This window comes from Streptomyces ferrugineus (genome assembly GCF_015160855.1).
Classification (GTDB): domain Bacteria; phylum Actinomycetota; class Actinomycetes; order Streptomycetales; family Streptomycetaceae; genus Streptomyces; species Streptomyces ferrugineus.
On the sequence record NZ_CP063373.1, the window covers coordinates 4,500,337 to 4,518,513 of the forward strand.

Genomic DNA, 18,177 nt, shown 5'->3' on the forward strand with positions numbered 1-18,177 from the left:
TCCCCTGGTACCCCACCCGAAAGCAGGAGCAGCAACGATGCAGTACGTGAAGCTCGGTTCGACGGGCCTGGACGTGTCGCGGATCTGTCTGGGCTGCATGACCTACGGTCTGCCCGACCGGGGTCCGCACGAGTGGACCCTCGGCGAGGAGGCGTCGCGGCCGCTGATCCGGCAGGCGCTGGAGGCCGGGATCAACTTCTTCGACACCGCCAACGTCTACTCCGACGGCACCAGCGAGGAGATCGTCGGCAAGGCGCTGCGCGACTTCGCCCGCCGCGACGAGATCGTGCTCGCGACGAAGGTGCACCTGCGGATGCGGCCGGGCCCGAACGGCGCCGGCCTCTCCCGCAAGGCCATCATGGCGGAGATCGACCACAGCCTCGCCCGCCTCGGCACCGACTACGTCGACCTCTACCAGATCCACCGCTTCGACCCGCACACCCCGGTCGAGGAGACGATGGAGGCCCTGCACGACCTGGTCAAGGCGGGCAAGGTGCGCTACATCGGGGCGAGTTCGATGTACGCCTGGCAGTTCTCCAAGATGCAGTACACGGCCGAGCGGGGCGGCTGGACCAAGTTCGTCTCGATGCAGAACCACTACAACCTCCTCTACCGGGAGGAGGAGCGCGAGATGCTCCCGCTCTGCGCGGACCAGGGCGTCGGCGTCCTGCCCTGGAGCCCCCTCGCCCGCGGCCGCCTCACCCGCGACTGGGGCACGGTCACCGACCGCAGCGCCAGCGACAACTTCGGCAGCACCCTGTACGGGGACAGCGACCGGGTCGTCGTCGAGGCCGTCACCCGAGTGGCGAACGAACGCGGCGTCCCCCGCGCCCAGGTCGCCCTGGCCTGGCTTCTGCGGCAGAGCACGGTGACCGCCCCGATCATCGGCGCGGCCAAGCCGCAGCACATCGAGGACGCGGCGGCAGCGGTGGAACTGGAGCTCACGGAGAAGGAACTGGAGGAGCTCCAGCAGCCCTACGTCGCGCACCCGGTCATCGGCCACTGACCGGATCCGCCAGGGGCTCAGTGGGGTCCGTGCCGCTCGAACTCCGTGCCGCACGGGCCCGAGCCCTCGCTCTCCGGCAGGGCGACGCGGTCGCCGCTCATCGTCAGCGTGCGGTAGTGGACACCGATGCGCTCGGCCGAACGCCCGACGTAGTGACCGATGAACGACCGGCGAAAGCGGTCCGCCGTACGGTTGGGCTGCGAGCCGTGCACCAGGCTGCCGTTGAAGAACAGCACGTCCCCCGGCCGCATGTCGACGGGTACCGCCTCCAGGCCGGGCGGCGGCGGGACGTACTCCCGCGCGAAGGACATCTCGGCGTCCGCCGGTTCCGGGCAGAACAGGTCCATGGCGTGCGTACCGGGCACGACTTCGAGACCCCCGTTGTCCCGGTCGATCACATCGCAGGCGATCCACGCCGCCACACAGGTGCCCGGCTCGACCCGCAGATAGAAGTTGTCCTGGTGCAGCGCCTGCCCCCGGGCGCCCGGCGGCTTGAAGTAGAACATGCTCTGCGCGGCCAGCACCTCCTCCCCGAGCAGCACCTCCAGCACGCCGCGCAGCCGCGGATCCAGCAGCACCCGCAGCGACAGCTCGTCGATCTCGTGCGGGTGCATCACCCGCGGATACGCGCGCAGCGGATCGGCGTCCGCCGGCCGGGGCTCGAAGTGCCCGGGCACCGGCCCGGCCGCGTGCAGCGCCGCGAACCGCTCGCACAGCCGGTCGATCTCGACGGGCCCGAACAGCGCGCGTACGACGGTGAAGCCCTGCTCCTGGAACTGGCGGAGCCCGGTCTCGGGCAGGATGGGAGCGCCGGTGGCGCCGATATCCGTGGCTGTCATGCGTCACTCCTCGAGGAGGTGTCGTCGGCCTGCCACGCTAGGCCGCCGCACGCATCAGGAGGATGACCGTGAGCGCTGACGGATTGCCCGACACTGCCGCGCCCGGTGATCCCGCACCACCGCCGGGCCTGGTGGTGGTCGGGCACTTCGACCAGCCGCCGGGGTACGGGATCAACCGGCCGCGCGGCGCGGACAGCTGGCTGTTCACCTGGACGACCGGCGGTCGCGGCCGACTGCGGCACGGGCACACCGAGGCGCGGGCCGGGGCGGGGGACCTGGTGGTGCTCGCGCCGGGAGCCGCACACGGCTACGGAGTCGAACCGGGCGCACGGCACTGGCGGTTCTGGTGGGCGCACTGCCAGGCCCGCCCGACCTGGCGGTCGTGGCTGCGCCCGTACGACGCCGGCGGGGGGATGTACGTCGTGACGCCGACGCCGGACGCGGTGCGCGGGCGCGTCGAGGCGGCGTTTCACCGGATGCTCGCCGACGCCCGCTGGACGGGCACGGAGGCGCCGCCCGTCATGGCGCCGGGGGAGGAGCCGGTCGCCGTGGCCCATGGCACCGCGGCCCGCGAACTCGCCCTGTGCGCACTGGAGGAGGTGGTCCTGCTCACCGCCGGAATCGCCCGAACTCAACTGCCCCGGCCCGGAGTTGACGACCGGGTGCGCAGGGCGCAGGCGCTGATCGACGCCGACCCGGCCGCCGCGCACACCGTCCGCTCGCTCGCCGCGCACGTAGCGCTCTCGCCCTCCCGTTTCGCCCACCTCTTCACCGGTCAACTCGGCCAGTCACCGATGCGCGCGCTGCGCGAGGCCCGTCTGCGGCACGCCGCGCGGCTGCTGGAGACCACCGGCCTGTCCGTGGAACGCGTGGCGGCCGCCTCCGGGTTCGCCAGCCCCTATCACTTCAACCGGGTGTTCCGGGAGCGGTACGGGACGCCGCCCGGCACGTACCGGTCGGTCGGCCCAATGGTTGGCGTGTGAGTTGTGAAGGCCCGGTGGAGGCGTGTGCGCGCGCATGACCAGGCGGAAAAGCCCAAGAGTGGCCGTTCAATGGTTTCCCTGGGGGTCGAACCCCGGCCAGTGAATACCGTTTCCAATTGCTTTGGCGAAATCTCGCAATGGTCGGCGGGTCCTTATTGACCATTCGTCAATTACCGATCGCCGCATGTGTAATGCGCAAAAACGGGAATGACTTGTTCTCGCCCCTTGACCTGTGCAAAGGTGTGCCTCGCTCCCCTACGCCCCACGCTTCACAAGAGCCGCGCCCGGAGCATACCCGTTGGTATGGACCTTTAATGCCGAATGCCCTCCGGAGGAACGCCGCCGTGCATGACGCAGGCCTGTCGAATTCCCCGACCGACGCCCGCATCTCTGAAGTCACGGACGCTCAGCTGAGCGCCGAACTGAAGAAGTGGACGGGGGTGTCGCCGGCGCTGCACCCGGTCGGTGAACTTCTCGACCGGCACTGGGAAGCGGGCTTCGCCTACGCGCGGCTGTGCACGGCCGACGCCAGGTCGGCGGGCATGCTCACCACCGCGGCGTTCACCCGGCTCTTCGGCGAGACCCTGCGGCAGACCGGCCCGACGGCCGCCTGGCGCCCCCGACTGCTCGTCACCGTGCGCCGTATCGCCGCGGAGTGGGACACCGACCGCAGACGGGAACTGCTCCACCCCGAGCTGCGCTCCGAGTCGGAAGGCGCGGAGCGCGCCGCCGCCCGGCTGCTGCCGCCCGCCGAGCGCCGGCTGCTGTCCGGGGCCTTCCAGCGCGTGCCCCAGTCGGCCCGCTGCCTGCTGTGGCACACCGAGGTCGAGGCCGAACCGCTGTCCGTGCCGGCCGCTCTCCTCGGCCTCGACGAGGAGTGCGCGCGTGTCGAACTGGGCCGGGCCCGCGACCGGCTGCGCGAGGAGAGCCTCCAGGTCCACCGCGAACTGGCCCCGGAGCAGGAGTGCCGCCAGTACCTTCGGATGCTGGACGTGACGTACCGGCGCGGCGGAGTCGACGTCGACCCCGATCTGCGCGAGCACCTGGACCGCTGCGAGCACTGCAGCGACAGCGCCTGCCAGCTCACCTTCTTCAACGAGGGACTCGGCCTCGCCCTCGCCGAGGCGGTGCTCGGCTGGGGCGCCGGAGACTATCTGGTGTCCAGAGCGAGCCTGACCGAGAAGCCGGCCCAGGCGGTGCCCGCACCGGCGCCGCCGCAGACTTTCGCAGGGGAGTCCTTCTTCGCCGACACCGCCCTCGCGGCGGATCCGCCCGCGCCCCCGGCCGTACCGCCGGCCCCCGCGCCGGAGGCCTTCGCCCCGGTCCAGGAGCCGTCCGCGGCCCAGCCCTTCGCCACCGCCGACACGGCCGCCCCGCCCGCCGAGCCGGGCCCCCGAAGAGCCCGCCGGGCCGCCCGGCGGGCCGCCCCGGGCACCGAGCCCGCCACGACTCCCGGCACCGGCGGCGCCTGCTCCGGCCGTGCGGCCCTGAAGGCGGCCCGCCGTGCCGCCCGGCGCCGCAATCTCACCGCCGCCGTCGCGACCGCCAGCGCCCTCGTCGTCCTGCCCCTGGTCATCTGGTCCATGGGCGACTCGGGCGACAGCACCGCCCCCACGGCCGGCGACCGTCCCTCCGAGGCGCCCGGCACCGGCTCCGACTCCGCCACCGGCAACCCGTCCTGGGCGGGGGCCGCCGAGGCCGCGAAGGGCGATCTGCGCGGCCGGCTGCACAACATCGGGTCCGGGCTGTGCGTCGGCATCGTCGGCGGGAAGGCCGTCGTGGACGCGGAGACCGAACTCACCGAGTGCTCCTCGGCCGCCGGCCAGCAGTGGGCGTACGAGACCGACGGACTGATCCGCAGCGGCGCCGACCCCGACCTCTGCCTCGACTCCCACCTCGGCTACTCGGTCCGGCTCGCCCCGTGCACCGGCGCCGAGGACTCCGCGACCAAGAACATCCGCTACGACTTCACCCTCCAGGGCACCCTGGTCCCGCGCTTCAACCAGGACCTGGCCCTGACCCCGGCCGCCACCGACGGCTCCGGCGCCCTGGTCCTCAAGAGCCGCGAGGACGAAGGCGACGACCAGCACTGGGTCGTCGACACCTCGACGCCAAAGCTCCAGATGGAGGTCGTCAACTGGGACTCGGTGGCCGAGACGCCGCAGGCCGCCCCGACTCCGACCGCCGAGCCGTCGAAGACGCCGTCGCCCACACCGACCCCGACCGCGACCCCGACGCCCTCGCAGCCGACGTCCGCGAGCCCCTCCCCGACCGACGACGCCTGCCAGTACAACCCGTACGCCTGCTCATGGGGTGGCGACAGCGGCTCGTCCGGAGGCGGGTACGGGGGCGGCAACGGCGGCTACGGCTACGGGTACGGCGGCTACGGGTATGGCGGTTACGGGTACGGCGGCCGCCGCTGAGCGGACGGATCAGCCCCCGGTGCCGGGCTGGACGATCGTCACGAACACCGACGACTCGTTGCCGGCCACCGGCACCTCACCGGCCGTCCACGCCACCTTCAGCGGATCCCGCTCGTCCGGCGGCGTGACCAGCAGCGCCGCCGGCGTCGCGGTGCGGGCCCCGCTGATCTCGGGGCTGGCGAAGGTCAGGCCGGCCCAGGCGCTGCTGCCCGGGGTCAGGGTGACGGTCATGGGAGTGTCGGGGGAGCGCTTCGGGTCCGGGCCGAGCTGCTTGCCCGACGCGTCCACGAACGCGGCACCGGGATAGCCGTGCAGGGTGCAGGTGTGGCCGCCGGTGTTGGTCAGCACGATCGGGAAGTTGCGCTGCCCGGCCCCCGGGCTGGGTCGGCCGATCGCCGCGCGCAACTCGGAGGTGTGGCAGCGGCTCCCGGGGCCCGCGGACTGGGTCGCGGGGCTGGCGGTGTCGGCGGCGCCCGGGGAGGTGGTGCCCGGCTCGGTCGTGGGGCTCCCGGTTCCGGTCGTGGGCGGCGCGGTCGTACGGCTGTCCGTGCCGGGTGGTGTCGACACGGCGCCGGTGCTGTCGCCGCCGTTGCCGCATGCCGTGAGCAGGCTCAGCAGCGCTACGGCGCCGACGAGGGGAGTCGCCCGGTGTAAGGAGGGGAAAACCCGTGCAGGTCCCATGTATCACGACTCCCCGTTCTGGCGTCGGCTACTCACCCTCGTCGAGCAGTCCGATCTCCGCCCAGATCGTCTTGCCGTCCGCCGTGTGCCGGCTGCCCCAGCGCTGGGTGAGCTGCGCGACCAGCAGCAGTCCGCGGCCGCCCTCGTCGAAGATCTTCGCCCGGCGCAGATGCGGGGCCGTGTGGCTGGTGTCGGACACCTCGCAGATCAGCGTGGCCGCGTCATGGATCAGCCGGAGCCGGATGGGGTGGGTGCCGTAGCGGATCGCGTTCGTCACCAACTCGCTCACCACCAGCTCCGTGGTGAACGACGCCATGCTCAGGCTCCAGACGCCGAGCTGGTCCAGGACCTGCTTGCGGATCGGCGCGACGAGGGCCGGGTCCGCCGGGATGTCCCAGGTCGCGACCCGCGAGGCGGGCAGCCCCTGGGTGCGGGCCAGCAGCAGCGCCACGTCGTCCGCCGCGCCGCCCTGCGGGAGCAGCGCGTGCAGAACCCGGTCGCAGGCCTCGTCCAGCGAGTCGGACACGCCCGACAGCGCGTCGCGCAGGATCGCGTGGCCGGCGTCGACATCGCGCTCCCGGCTCTCGATCAGACCGTCGGTGAAGAGGGCGAGCACCGTGCCCTCGCGCAGTTCGAACTCGGCCGACTCGAACGGCAGCCCGCCCAGGCCCAGCGGCGGCCCGGCGGGCAGCTCGATCTCCCGCGGCGCGCCGCCGGGCGGGATCATGACGGGCGAGGGGTGCCCGGCCCGGGCCAGGGTGCAGCGCCGGGAGACCGGGTCGTACACCGCGTACAGACAGGTGGCGCCGACCTCGCCGGGGCCGCCCTCGTGGCCCGCCTCGTCGGACAGCCGCACGACCAGGTCGTCGAGGTGGGTGAGCAGTTCGTCGGGCGCCAGGTCGATGTCGGCCAGCGTGCGCACGGCGGTGCGCAGCCGTCCCATGGTGGCCGAGGCCTGGATGCCGTGGCCGACGACGTCCCCGACGACCATCGCCACCCGCATCCCGGACAGCGGGATCACATCGAACCAGTCGCCGCCCACTCCCGAGCGCGCCGCCGGGAGATAGCGCGACGCCGCCTCCACCGCGGCGGTGCGCGGCAGGGACCTCGGCAGCAGGCTGCGCTGGAGGGCGAGGGCGGTCTCGCGTTCGCGCGAGTAGCGGCGGGCGTTGTCGATGCAGACGGCGGCGCGGGCCGTGACCTCCTCGGCCAGCAGCGCGTCGTCGGGCGTGAACGGCTGGGAGTTCCGGAACCGGGTGAGCACGGCGACGCCCAGGGTGGTGCCGCGGGCCTGGATCGGTACGGCCATGGTGGTGTGGATGCCGTACTCGCCGATCCGCTCGGCGCGCACCGGGTCCCAGGCGAGCCACTCCTGAAGGTCGCCGGTCGACATCGAGGCGACGATGGTGTGGCCCGCGAGCAGCGCGTCGGCCTGCGGTGACGGGGCGGGATACACATCCAGGTGCCCGGGCTTGACCACGGCCTCGGGGCTGCCCGGATTGACGGACTGGTGGGCGACCCGGCGCAGGCCGATCGGCGCGGTCAGCCGGCCGGTGGGCGATTCGCCGCCGTTCTCCGGGGGGTCCAGCAGATCGACGCTGATGAAGTCGGCGAGGGCGGGGACGCAGATGTCCGCCAGTTCCTGGGCCGTGCGGGTGACGTCGAGGGTGGTGCCGATGCGGACGCTGGCCTCGTTGACCAGCTGGAGCCGCTTCTGGGCCAGGTACTGCTCGGTGAAGTCGTGCGCGGCGACCGCCACTCCGCGCACCCGGCCCTTGGCGTCGGTGATCGGGGCCAGCCGCGCCAGCCAGGTGTTCGCCCGGTCGTCGCCGACCGGGACGTACGTCCGTACATCCGTGCCCCGGCCCGTGGTGAGCACGCGAAGGAGCTGCCGCTCGATGTCCCGGCTCTGCGGTCTGCCGGTCAGCTCTGGCACCCGCAGCCCGCGCACATGCTCCTCGGAGAGGCTGAGGATCTCCGCCATGACGGGGTTGATCCTGCGCAGCCGGAGCCGCTCGTCGTAGATCGCGATGGCACACGGGGACGCGAGGAGCCCGACGTCGTCCAGCGGGTCGTCGGGCGGCCGGGGGCCGTCCCCCTCGATCGGGGTGACCACGAGCCACTGGTGGTGGCCGTCGTCCCGCGGCCGCACCCGGTGGGCGAGCAGCCACACGGACACGCTGCCGCCGTCGCGGTGGCGCAGGGTGAGGATGCCGTCCCAACGGTCGCCGTCCGGGGTGCGGGACCCGCGGCCCGCCTCGCCGACCAGCAGCTCCACGGCGGGCCGCCCCACGACCTCGGCGGCCCGATGCCCCAGCAGCCGCTCCGCGCCGGCGTTCCACTCGACGAGCACACCGTCGTCGTCGATGACCGCCCGAGCTGTCGCGGCGTCGTCGAACGGGTACTCCGGGCTCATTGCTCCAGGCTAATGCGTCACAGCCCCATCCAGCCCCGATCCCTCCGGCCGCACTCTTGACTGTCCCGCGCGCCCCCCAGTCAGAATCTGTTTGTTCGCGATCAGTTGTGAGTACTTCTGGGCCCTGATGAGGGAGAGCCGTCATGACAGTCACTCGAAGATCGTTACTGGTCGCCGGTACGGCCGCGCCGGCCGCCGGAGCCCTGCTGAGCACCTCGACGGCACACGCCGCTCAGACCGTCGAGGCCATCGGGACGACGTCCGGTCGCCGTACGCTCCCGCTGCGCGACGGCTGGCGTTTCGCCCTGGTGAACCCGGGCGGGATCACCGACCCGACCGGTGCCCACGCCGACGCCGCCGAGCCCGGGCACGACGACTCGGACTGGCGCGAGGTCGCGGTGCCGCACGACTGGAGCATCGAGTCCGCCCCGACCACCGAGCACGGCACCACCAGCGGCACCGGCTTCTTCCCGGGCGGCCTCGGCTGGTACCGCCTCGCCTTCACCCTGCCGCCCGCGCTCGCCGGCAAGCGGATATCGGTGGAGTTCGACGGCGTCTACATGGACTCGTACGTCTACTGCAACGGCACTCAGGCCGGCCGTCACCCCTACGGCTACACCGGATTCGCCGTCGACCTCACCGACCTGCTGCACACCGACGGCAGCACCGAGAACGTCCTCGCGGTCAAGGTGCAGAACCGGCTGCCCAGCAGCCGCTGGTACTCGGGCAGCGGCATCTACCGCGAGGCCCGACTCGTCGTCACCGAGCCGGTGCACGTGGAGCGCTGGGGCACGTACGTCACGACTCCGGAGATCACCGACGAGCGGGGCCTGGTCCGGGTGCGGACCTCGGTGGTGAACGCCTCCGGCGGCGGCACGGACGTCGAGGTCGTCTCACGGATCGTCGACCCCCGGGGCCGTACCGTCGCCCGTGCCTCCTCCACGGCCGCCGTCACCGACAGGGCGACCGAGACCCATGAACTCACCGTCCCCGACCCGAAGCTGTGGGACTTCGCGACCCCGCACCACCGCTACACCCTGAAGACCGAGCTCCGCGTCGGCGGCAGGACCACCGACACCTACCGCACGACCTTCGGCTTCCGCACGTTCCGCTTCGACCCGGACGAGGGCTTCCACCTCAACGGCGCCCACAGCAAGATCAAGGGCGTCGACCTGCACCACGACCTCGGTGCCCTGGGCGCCGCCGTCAGCATCGACGCGATCCGGCGGCAGATGACCATCATGAAGTCGATGGGCGTCAACGCCTTCCGCACCTCCCACAACCCGCCCTCGCCGGAGATGATCCAGATCTGCGAGGAGTTGGGCATCGTGATGCTGGTGGAGGCGTTCGACTGCTGGCGCTCGCCCAAGACGCGCTACGACTACGGGCGGTTCTTCGACGAGTGGGCCGACCAGGACGTCACCGAGATGGTGCTGGCGGCCCGCAACTCACCGGCCGTCCTCCTGTGGTCGATCGGCAACGAGGTCCCCGAGTTCACCTCCACCTCCGGTCTCGCCATGGCCGACCGGCTCATCGCCGCCCTCAAGGCCTGCGACGACACCCGCCCGGTCGTCATCGGCTCCCACCGGCACCGCAGCGTGCCCGCCCCGGGCTCGCCCGGCGATCTGATCCTGGCCAAGCTGGACGGCCTGGGCCTCAACTACAACACCGCCAAGTCGGTGGACGCCCTGCACGCCCGCTATCCGAACCTGTTCCTCTTCGAGTCCGAGTCGTCCTCCGAGACCTCCACCCGGGGCACGTACCAGGAGCCCGAGCGCCACAACACCGGCGAGAACCACACCCCGGGCCGGCGGGCGACCTCGTCGTACGACAACAACCTCGCCTCGTGGACCATGAGCGGCGAGTACGGGCACAAGAAGGACCGGGACCGGAAGTGGTTCGCCGGGCAGTTCCTGTGGTCCGGCATCGACTACATCGGCGAGCCGACGCCGTACGACGTCTTCCCGGTGAAGGCGTCCTTCTTCGGGGCCGTCGACACGGCCGGCTTCCCGAAGGACATGTACCACCTGTTCCGGAGCCAGTGGGTCGACGAGCCGATGGTTCACCTGCTGCCGATGACCTGGAACCACCGGGAAGGCGACACGGTCGAGGTGTGGGCGTACTCCAACGTCGACACCGTCGAGCTGTTCCTCAACGGCAAGTCCCTCGGCACGCGGACGTTCGACACCAAGAAGACCGTCGACGGCCGGACCTACCTGGAGACCACCGAGGCGACCGGCGACGACAAGACCTTCACCGACGGCCCCTACCCGGGCAGCTACACCAGCCCCAACGGCAGCGCGGGCAAACTCCACCTCACCTGGAAGGTGCCGTACCGGGCGGGGGAGTTGAAGGCCGTGGCCCGCAGGGGCGGCAAGGCCATCGCCACCGACGTGCTGCGTACGGCCGGTGCGGCGAAGGCCGTGCGGCTGACCGCCGACCGCAAGGCCCTGGCCGCGGACGGCCGTTCGCTGGTCTTCGTGACGGCCGAGGTCGTCGACGCCCGGGGCGTGGTCGTGCCCGACGCCGAGCACCTGATCACCTTCGAGGTGGCGGGCGGTTCGCTCGCCGGGCTCGACAACGGGCGGCAGGAGAGCGCCGAGCGCTACCAGGCGAGCACGCGCACCGCCTTCCACGGCAAGGCGCTCGCGATCGTACGGTCCGGGACGAAGCCGGGCACCCTGAGGGTGACCGCACGGGCGGAGGGGCTGCGGGCGGGCGGCGTGGCCGTGAAGCAGGCCCCCGCCCGGTCGGTGGCGCTGACCCCGGCCGCGGTCTTCGAGCCCGACCACCCGGCGCCCCCGGACCACCCCTTCGCGGACGCCAGTTACTCCGGCCGGGGGGACACCCTCCCCGCCGCCATGCTCGACGGCGACCCGGCCACCGGCTGGTCCAACGGCTTCTCCAAGGCGGCGACCGCGCTGCTGCCCGCCTTCGACGGGGCCCGGGCCGAGGACTGGGTGTCCGTCGACTTCGGACGGGCACGGACCTTCGACCGGGTGGAGGTCTCCTTCACCGTGGACGCCACGCACACCCTGCCCGCGTCCGTCGTGGCCGAGGTGTGGGACGGCCGCCGGTATGTTCCGGTCGAGGGGGCCGACGTCGACTGGGCCGACACCTCGGACGCGCCGACCGCCGTCACCTTCGAGGCGGTACGCGGCACCCGGGTGCGGCTCACGCTGGTCAGCGCCCATCCGGGGGAGGCCCGGGGGGCGGTGCGGATCAGCAGGCTGGAGGTGCCGACGAGCTGAGCCGTCGAGCGGTCCGGACGGGAAGGGTCCCGCCAGTCACGTCCGGACCGTTGACGGACTGTCATGTCGGCAACAAGCATGGCTGCGTCCGCATCTGGGAGCGCTCCCACCGCGAGCGTCACCCGCACCTCACCCGAGGAGCCCAGACGTGAAACGACGCAGAACCGCCCTGTTGTCCCTGACGGCCCTGCTGGCGGCGGGGCTCATCGCACTCCCGGCCGCGCCGGCCGGCGCCGAAGAGGTGGAGCAACTCAAGAACGGCACCTTCGACAGCACCACCGAGCCCTGGTGGTCGACCAGCAACGTCACCGCCGGCCTGTCCGACGGACAGCTCTGCGCCGACGTCCCCGGCGGCACCGCCAACCGCTGGGACGCCGCCGTCGGCCAGAACGACATCACGCTGGTGAAGGGGGAGTCGTATCGCCTCTCCTTCACCGCGAACGGCTCGCCCGAGGGGCACGTCGTGCGGGCCCTCGTCGGCCTGTCGGCGGCGCCGTACGACACCTACTTCGAGGTGACGCCGGAGCTGAGCGTCTCCGGGAACTCGTACTCGTACACCTTCACCTCACCGGTCGACACCCCGCAGGGCCAGGTCGCCTTCCAGCTCGGCGGCAGCGCCGACGCCTGGCGCTTCTGCATGGACGACGCCTCGCTCCTCGGCGGTGTCCCGCCCGAGGTGTACGAGCCCGACACCGGGCCCCGGGTGCGGGTGAACCAGGTCGCCTATCTGCCCCGCGGGCCGAAGAACGCCACGCTCGTCACCGATGCCACCGCTCGGCTCCCCTGGAAACTGAAGAACGCCGGTGGTGCCGTGGTCGCCCACGGCTGGACCGTACCGCGCGGCACCGACGTCTCCTCCGCGCAGAACGTCCACTCCATCGACTTCGGCGCCTTCCGCAAACAGGGCCAGGGCTTCACGCTGGTCGCCGACGGGGAGGAAAGCCGGCCCTTCGACATCGGGACGGCCGCCTATGAGCGGCTGCGCCTGGACGCCGCGAAGTACTACTACACGCAGCGCAGCGGCATCGCGATCCGCGACGATCTGCGCCCGGGCTACGCCCGCCCCGCCGGACACGTCGACGTCGCACCCAACCAGGGCGACGGCGCGGTGCCCTGTCAGCCGGGGGTGTGCGACTACACGCTCGACGTCACCGGCGGCTGGTACGACGCGGGCGACCACGGCAAGTACGTCGTCAACGGCGGCATCTCCGTGTGGGAGCTGCTGAGCACGTACGAGCGTGAACTGCTGGCCCGCACCGGGGAGTCGGAGAAGCTGCGCGACGGCACGCTCGCCATCCCGGAGAGCGGCAACAAGGTGCCGGACATCCTGGACGAGGTCCGCTGGGAGCTGGAGTTCCTGCTGAAGATGCAGGTGCCCGCGGGGCAGCCGCTGGCCGGCATGGCGCACCACAAGATCCATGACGAGCAGTGGACGGGTCTGCCGCTGATGCCGCACGACGATCCGCAGAAGCGTGAGCTGCATCCGCCGTCCACCGCGGCCACCCTGAACCTGGCGGCGACGGCAGCGCAGGCCGCGCGCCTGTACAAGCCGTACGACAAGCGGTTCGCGGCGAAGACGCTGGCCGCCGCCCGCACGGCGTGGTCGGCGGCGCTCGCGCACCCCGACCGGTACGCCTCCGAGAGCGACGGCGTCGGCGGCGGCGCCTACGCCGACAGCGACGTCACCGACGAGTTCTACTGGGCCGCGGCCGAGCTGTATCTGACCACGGGGGAGAAGCAGTTCGCGGACCGCGTCCTGAACTCGCCCCTCCACACCGCCGACATCTTCGGCGCCATCGGCTACGACTGGGCCAGGACCGCCGCGGCGGCCCGGCTGGACCTCGCGACCGTGCCGAGCAAGCTGCCCGGCCGGGACAAGGTCCGCCACTCGGTGATCAAGGGCGCCGACCGCTACCTGGCCACCCTGAAGGCACAGCCGTACGGCATGCCCTACGCCCCCGAAGGCAACCTCTACGACTGGGGCTCCAACCACCAGATCCTGCACAACGCCGTCGTCATCGCCACCGCGTACGACATCACCGGCGCCTCGAAGTACCGCGACGGCGCGGTGCAGAGCATGGACTACCTCTTCGGGCGCAACGCGCTGAACATCTCGTACGTCACCGGCTACGGCGAGGTCAACGCCCACAACCAGCACGCCCGTTGGTACGCCCACCAGCTCGATCCGAGCCAGCCGAACCCGCCCGTCGGCACGCTCGCGGGCGGGCCGAACTCGAGCATCCAGGACCCCTACGCACAGAGCAAACTCCAGGGCTGCGTCGGCCAGTTCTGCTACATCGACGACATCCAGTCCTGGTCGACGAACGAGCACACGATCAACTGGAACTCCGCTCTGACCCGGATGGCCTCGTTCGTGGCCGACCAGGGATGAGGACGGTCCCGGTCAAGGAGTGACGTTCTTGACCGGGAGGTCCTTGCTCGCGCCCGCCACGTAGTAGTCCTTGGGCGCGGAGAAGATCACGAACTCGTTGTCGTAGTCCCGGATCCTGGCGCGGACGGTGAAGTTGCCGCGGGCGTCCGTGGTGGTCCGGGCGTTGTAGGAGCTCTCGTAGTACGTCCGCAGGAACACCCGGGTGCCGGCGATCGGGCCGTGCCCGGCGGGCCAGGAGATCCTGCCCTTCACCACGAGGGTGTCGCCCTCGCGCACCGTGGTCTTGTTCACCCGGTACGCGAGGGCGCTGGTGACCGGCCGCACCTTGACGGTCGTGTCCGCGAACGCCATGTGGAAGTCGGTGGGATCGGTGTCGTAGACCGCCCGGAACATCACTTCGTGCCGCGGGAACAGATACGGGCTGGGCGTGCTCTCCACCCGGTCCGCGGGGACGTCCTCCAGGGTGAAGTGCCCCTCGGCGTCCGTGTGGACAGTGCCCAGGCCACGGGTCTCCCACTCGGTCGGGTCGATGGGGTCGCCCCACGGGTTCCAGGTGTCGAACAGCACCGACTCCTCCAGCCGCACCGGAGCGCCGGCGACGGGCGTGCCGTCGGTGCGGGTCAGGGTGCCGGTCAGGTCGACGGTGCGGTGCGTGTAGTCGGTCGTGGCGGTGCTGCTGTCGAGCGTCACCACGTACTCGTCGCCGTCCGCCGCGTGGGCGGGCGGTAAGACCACCGCCGAGGCGGCCATCAGGAGAACGGCGACTGCGGTCGATCGGGCTGCCGTTGAGCGCGGGGACATGTGAACTCCGTTGGTGAGGTGGACCGTTGTCGTGCCCGAAGCACCAGGGGTGTCGGTATGGGGTGTGACAGCGGGCCGCCACCGCGGGTTGTAGGGGCCGTGGGACGTTACGGCCCCCGTACATGCCGTTCGACTGCTGGTCGCCTTCCTGTTCTCCTACCGTTCGTGTTCGACCAGCTCGCCGGGCCGTTCATGAGCGGTGAGGGTGTGGAGCTGCGCCTGGCTGAGCGGCTCGTGCACCTCGATGTACTCGCCGTGCGGGAGACGCTTGATCACACCGGTCTCCCGGCCGTGCAGCACCCGCTGCCGGTCCCGTAGTTGCAGACCCAGGCAGATGCGGCGGGTGACGACGAACACGGCCACCGGGACGACGAGCGCCGCGATCCGGATCGCCCAGGTCACGGTGTTGATCGACAGATGGAGACGGGTCGCCACGATGTCGTTGCCGCCGCCGGCCAGCAGGATCAGATAGAGGCTGATCCAGGCCGCGCCGAGCCCCGTGCGGACCGGGCGGTTGCGGGGCCGGTCCAGGAGGTGGTGCTCACGCCTGTCGCGCGTCACCCGGGCCTCCACGAAGGGATACACACCGATGAGCACCAGCAGCAGCGGGAAGACCACGACCGGGATCAGCACCCCGAGCACCAGTGTGTGCCCCCACAGGGTGATCTCCCAGCCCGGCATGATCCGCACCAGGCCCTCGGCGAAACCCAGGTACCAGTCGGGCTGGGCGCCGGTGGAGACCTGGTCGGCGCGGAAGGGGCCGTAGGACCAGACCGGGTTGATCGTCGCCACGGCCGCCATCAGGGCGAGCGCTCCGAAGACCAGGAAGAAGAATCCGCCCGCCTTCGCCATGTACACCGGCATGAACGGGGCGCCGATCACATTGCGCTCGCTGCGCCCGGGGCCCGCGAACTGGGTGTGCTTGTGGTAGAAGACCAGCAGCACGTGCGCCACGACCAGCGCCGCCATGATGCCGGGGACCACCAGGATGTGCAGCGAGTAGAAGCGGGCCACGATGTCGTCCCCGGGGAACTCGCCGCCGAACAGGAACATCGACAGATACGTCCCTACGATCGGGACCGACAGCAGCGCCCCGTTCACGAACCGCAGGCCCGTCCCCGACAGCAGGTCGTCCGGCAGCGAGTAGCCGAACAGCCCCTCGAACATGCCGAGGAACAGCAGCGTCCAGCCGAACAGCCAGTTGACCTCCCGCGGCTTGCGGAACGAGCCGGTGAAGAAGTGCCGCATCATGTGCGTGAGCATCCCGGCGACGAAGACCAGCGCCGCCCAGTGGTGCACCTGCCGCATCAGCAGCCCGCCTCGCACGTCGAAGCTGATGTCCAGCGTGGAGGCGTACGCCTCGGACATGCGCACGCCGTTCAGCGGGAGGTAACTGCCGTGATACGTCACCTCGTTCATCGAGGGGTGGAAGAAGAAGGTCAGGTACACGCCCGTCAGGATCAGCACGACGAAGCTGTACAGACAGATCTCGCCGAGCAGGAAGGACCAGTGGTCCGGGAAGACCTTGCGCAGATACTTCCGGCCCAGGGAGTGGGTGCCGAGCCGGCCGTCGAACCAGTCCGCCACCCGCTCACCCCGCCCCGGCAGCTCCCGGGCGCTCATGCCTCCCCCCGCTGCACATGCGTGAGCTTCTCCGGATTGGCCACGACGTAGACGCCGGACACCTGCTCGCCGTCCGGTGTCAGGTCCAGGACCAGGACGGCGTACGGCTCCTCGCCCTGGAACAGCACCGCCGCGTCGTCGCCGTTGACCCGCCGGTAGCGCAGTTCCAGGTGGCCGCCTGCGCCGCCCCGGCGCGCGAGCGAGCCGAACAGCCGGGCCGCCTTGTCCCGGCCGTGCACCGGACGCAGTCCCGCCCCCTTGCGCTTGCCGCCGCCGTCCGCCCACACCGTCACGTCCGGCGCGAGGATCTCCATCAGCTCGGCGATGTCCCCGCCCACGGCGGCCCGCACGAACCGTTCGGTGGCCTCCCGGCGCACCCGCGGATGAGCCTCGTACAGCGGCCGCCGGGCGTGCACATGCCCGCGCGCACGATGCGCGAGCTGCCGTACGGCCGCCGGGCTGCGCTCGATGATCTCCGCGATCTCCGTGTGCGCGTAGCCGAACACCTCGTGCAGCACGAACACCGCACGCTCCAGCGGCGTCAGCGACTCCAGCACGACCAGCATCGCCAGCGACACGGACTCGGTGCGCAGCGCCGGTTCCTCGACGCCGTCGTCCTCGCCCTGCGCGACCAGCGGCTCCGGCAGCCACGGGCCGACGTACGTCTCCTGACGGCGGCTGATCGCGGCCCGCCGCGTCAGCGCGTGATTGACGGCGATCCGCACCAGATACGCCCGCGGGTTCGCGACCCCGTCGAGCGGCGCGCCCCCTCCGCGCGCCGTCCACGACAGCCAGGTCTCCTGCAGGACGTCCTCGGTGTCGGCGACGCTGCCGAGCATGTTGTAGACGACGCCGAACATCAGCTCACGGTGCTCGACGAAGACGGCGGTCGCGTCGTCGGTGACGGGTACGGGGATGTCGGACATGCGGGGCCCTCCTGGTGCGCGCTCACTACTGCGAGGCCCGCCGGGGGTCGGAATGTGACATCCCACGGTCGAATGTGACCCACGTCTCCATCGGTCGCATGCCCGACGGCGGTGTTCGGGTGCCGCGAGGTACCGGTGTACATCGCACTTGACCTGCGAGTATTTACGGGTAAGTACCCGAGCGGTACCGTGAGAGCCATGCCAGCTCTCAATGTGGAGTTCAGCGACCGCGAGCTAGAGGACCTGCGGCAGATCGCCAAGGAACGCGGTACGTCGATGAAGGCGCTCGTCCGGGAGGCCGCCGCGGCCGACATAGCACGGCATCGGGCGCTCCAGGAAGGCGCCGAGGCGTTCCGCCGGTTCTTCGCGACGCACGCGGACGAGTTCGCGGCCGCCTTCCCCGACGACGAACCGCCCGTCAAGGGCGAGGGACGGGCCGCCTGACCGATGGCACCCGTCCTTCACATCGACGTGCCCTGGCTGCTCCAGCGGCACGAAGAGGTCCTGCCGGACCAGCCCACGATCAACGACTTCTCCGCGTTGGTCGCCGCCGTCGCCCGCCATCGCGTCGATCCGCCCCGCCTGGGCGTCGACTCCGACCCGGCCTGGCGGGCCGCCGCGCTGCTGCACACCCTCGCCCTGCTCAAGCCGCTTCCCTCGGCCAACGCCCGCTTCGCCTGCGCCTCCGCGGTGGCCTACATGTTCGTCAGCGGCGTCGGCATCGACCCGCCCTACGGCGCCCTCGTCGACCTCGCCCGTGACCTGATCTCCGGCAAGGTCGATGTGTACGGCGCTGCCGACCGGCTGCGCTCCTGGCAGATCTGACCCCTCCCCGC

13 protein-coding genes are annotated in these 18,177 nt (G+C 71.4%); 7 read left to right on the forward strand and 6 right to left on the reverse strand.

Annotated features, from left to right (window positions below; all coding sequences use genetic code 11):
- Positions 1-37 precede the first annotated feature (37 nt).
- Positions 38-1,006, forward strand: coding sequence for an aldo/keto reductase (locus IM697_RS20565; protein ID WP_194049165.1), 969 nt, complete (start codon positions 38-40; stop codon positions 1,004-1,006).
- 17 nt (positions 1,007-1,023) lie between these two features.
- Here IM697_RS20565 and IM697_RS20570 read toward each other — a convergent pair whose 3' ends face one another.
- On the reverse strand, positions 1,024-1,845 hold the full coding sequence (locus tag IM697_RS20570; protein ID WP_194049166.1) for a phytanoyl-CoA dioxygenase family protein: 822 nt from the start codon (positions 1,843-1,845) through the stop codon (positions 1,024-1,026).
- Positions 1,846-1,907: 62 nt separating this feature from the next.
- On the opposite strand from IM697_RS20570, the gene IM697_RS20575 reads away from it, so the two are divergent.
- Both IM697_RS20575 and IM697_RS20580 read left to right on the forward strand, forming a co-directional pair.
- The gene (locus IM697_RS20575) at positions 1,908-2,828 is read left to right on the forward strand and encodes a helix-turn-helix domain-containing protein (RefSeq protein WP_194049167.1); all 921 of its coding nucleotides are present in this window, start codon (positions 1,908-1,910) and stop codon (positions 2,826-2,828) included.
- A 344-nt stretch (positions 2,829-3,172) separates the two neighbouring features.
- On the forward strand, positions 3,173-5,251 hold the full coding sequence (locus IM697_RS20580) for a ricin-type beta-trefoil lectin domain protein (RefSeq protein WP_228044793.1): 2,079 nt from the start codon (positions 3,173-3,175) through the stop codon (positions 5,249-5,251).
- A 9-nt stretch (positions 5,252-5,260) separates the two neighbouring features.
- Here IM697_RS20580 and IM697_RS20585 read toward each other — a convergent pair whose 3' ends face one another.
- Both IM697_RS20585 and IM697_RS20590 read right to left on the reverse strand, forming a co-directional pair.
- Positions 5,261-5,932 (reverse strand): DUF4232 domain-containing protein, encoded by a 672-nt coding sequence (locus IM697_RS20585; protein WP_194049169.1) that lies wholly within the window; start codon positions 5,930-5,932, stop codon positions 5,261-5,263.
- A gap of 28 nt (positions 5,933-5,960) precedes the next feature.
- Positions 5,961-8,348 (reverse strand): SpoIIE family protein phosphatase, encoded by a 2,388-nt coding sequence (locus IM697_RS20590; protein WP_194049170.1) that lies wholly within the window; start codon positions 8,346-8,348, stop codon positions 5,961-5,963.
- Positions 8,349-8,491: 143 nt separating this feature from the next.
- On the opposite strand from IM697_RS20590, the gene IM697_RS20595 reads away from it, so the two are divergent.
- Both IM697_RS20595 and IM697_RS20600 read left to right on the forward strand, forming a co-directional pair.
- The gene (locus IM697_RS20595) at positions 8,492-11,599 is read left to right on the forward strand and encodes a glycoside hydrolase family 2 TIM barrel-domain containing protein (RefSeq protein WP_194049171.1); all 3,108 of its coding nucleotides are present in this window, start codon (positions 8,492-8,494) and stop codon (positions 11,597-11,599) included.
- Positions 11,600-11,747: 148 nt separating this feature from the next.
- A complete protein-coding gene (locus tag IM697_RS20600; protein ID WP_194049172.1) occupies positions 11,748-13,991 on the forward strand; it encodes a glycoside hydrolase family 9 protein in 2,244 nt (747 codons plus the stop codon).
- Between the two features lie 12 nt (positions 13,992-14,003).
- Here the strand turns inward: IM697_RS20600 and IM697_RS20605 are convergent, their stop codons facing one another.
- The 3 genes from IM697_RS20605 to sigJ form a co-directional block, all read right to left on the reverse strand.
- Entirely contained in the window at positions 14,004-14,792 is a 789-nt protein-coding gene (locus tag IM697_RS20605) for an acyl carrier protein (protein ID WP_194049173.1), read from the reverse strand.
- Positions 14,793-14,948: 156 nt separating this feature from the next.
- Positions 14,949-16,415 (reverse strand): cytochrome bc1 complex cytochrome b subunit, encoded by a 1,467-nt coding sequence (gene qcrB, locus IM697_RS20610; RefSeq protein WP_194049174.1) that lies wholly within the window; start codon positions 16,413-16,415, stop codon positions 14,949-14,951.
- Positions 16,412-17,341 carry an RNA polymerase sigma factor SigJ gene (gene sigJ / locus IM697_RS20615; protein WP_194049175.1) on the reverse strand — a complete coding sequence of 310 codons (930 nt, stop codon included), beginning with the start codon at positions 17,339-17,341 and terminating at the stop codon, positions 16,412-16,414. Before sigJ ends, qcrB begins: the two co-directional genes overlap by 4 nt.
- Before the next feature lie 198 nt (positions 17,342-17,539).
- Between sigJ and IM697_RS20620 the strand changes: the two genes are divergently transcribed.
- Both IM697_RS20620 and IM697_RS20625 read left to right on the forward strand, forming a co-directional pair.
- On the forward strand, positions 17,540-17,785 hold the full coding sequence (locus IM697_RS20620; RefSeq protein ID WP_194049176.1) for a hypothetical protein: 246 nt from the start codon (positions 17,540-17,542) through the stop codon (positions 17,783-17,785).
- A gap of 3 nt (positions 17,786-17,788) precedes the next feature.
- Positions 17,789-18,166 carry a toxin Doc gene (locus IM697_RS20625; RefSeq protein WP_093909932.1) on the forward strand — a complete coding sequence of 126 codons (378 nt, stop codon included), beginning with the start codon at positions 17,789-17,791 and terminating at the stop codon, positions 18,164-18,166.
- Positions 18,167-18,177 lie beyond the last annotated feature (11 nt).

Excerpts from the sequence above, each read along its gene's own strand:
- IM697_RS20590 (WP_194049170.1), bottom strand. The coding sequence starts at position 8,348 with ATGAGCCCGGAGTACCCGTTCGACGACGCCGCGACAGCTCGGGCGGTC.
- IM697_RS20620 (WP_194049176.1), top strand. The coding sequence starts at position 17,540 with ATGCCAGCTCTCAATGTGGAGTTCAGCGACCGCGAGCTAGAGGACCTG.
- IM697_RS20595 (WP_194049171.1), top strand. The coding sequence starts at position 8,492 with ATGACAGTCACTCGAAGATCGTTACTGGTCGCCGGTACGGCCGCGCCG.
- IM697_RS20575 (WP_194049167.1), top strand. The coding sequence starts at position 1,908 with ATGACCGTGAGCGCTGACGGATTGCCCGACACTGCCGCGCCCGGTGAT.
- IM697_RS20625 (WP_093909932.1), top strand. The coding sequence starts at position 17,789 with ATGGCACCCGTCCTTCACATCGACGTGCCCTGGCTGCTCCAGCGGCAC.
- IM697_RS20570 (WP_194049166.1), bottom strand. The coding sequence starts at position 1,845 with ATGACAGCCACGGATATCGGCGCCACCGGCGCTCCCATCCTGCCCGAG.
- sigJ (WP_194049175.1), bottom strand. The coding sequence starts at position 17,341 with ATGTCCGACATCCCCGTACCCGTCACCGACGACGCGACCGCCGTCTTC.
- IM697_RS20565 (WP_194049165.1), top strand. The coding sequence starts at position 38 with ATGCAGTACGTGAAGCTCGGTTCGACGGGCCTGGACGTGTCGCGGATC.
- IM697_RS20585 (WP_194049169.1), bottom strand. The coding sequence starts at position 5,932 with ATGGGACCTGCACGGGTTTTCCCCTCCTTACACCGGGCGACTCCCCTC.
- qcrB (WP_194049174.1), bottom strand. The coding sequence starts at position 16,415 with ATGAGCGCCCGGGAGCTGCCGGGGCGGGGTGAGCGGGTGGCGGACTGG.
- IM697_RS20605 (WP_194049173.1), bottom strand. The coding sequence starts at position 14,792 with ATGTCCCCGCGCTCAACGGCAGCCCGATCGACCGCAGTCGCCGTTCTC.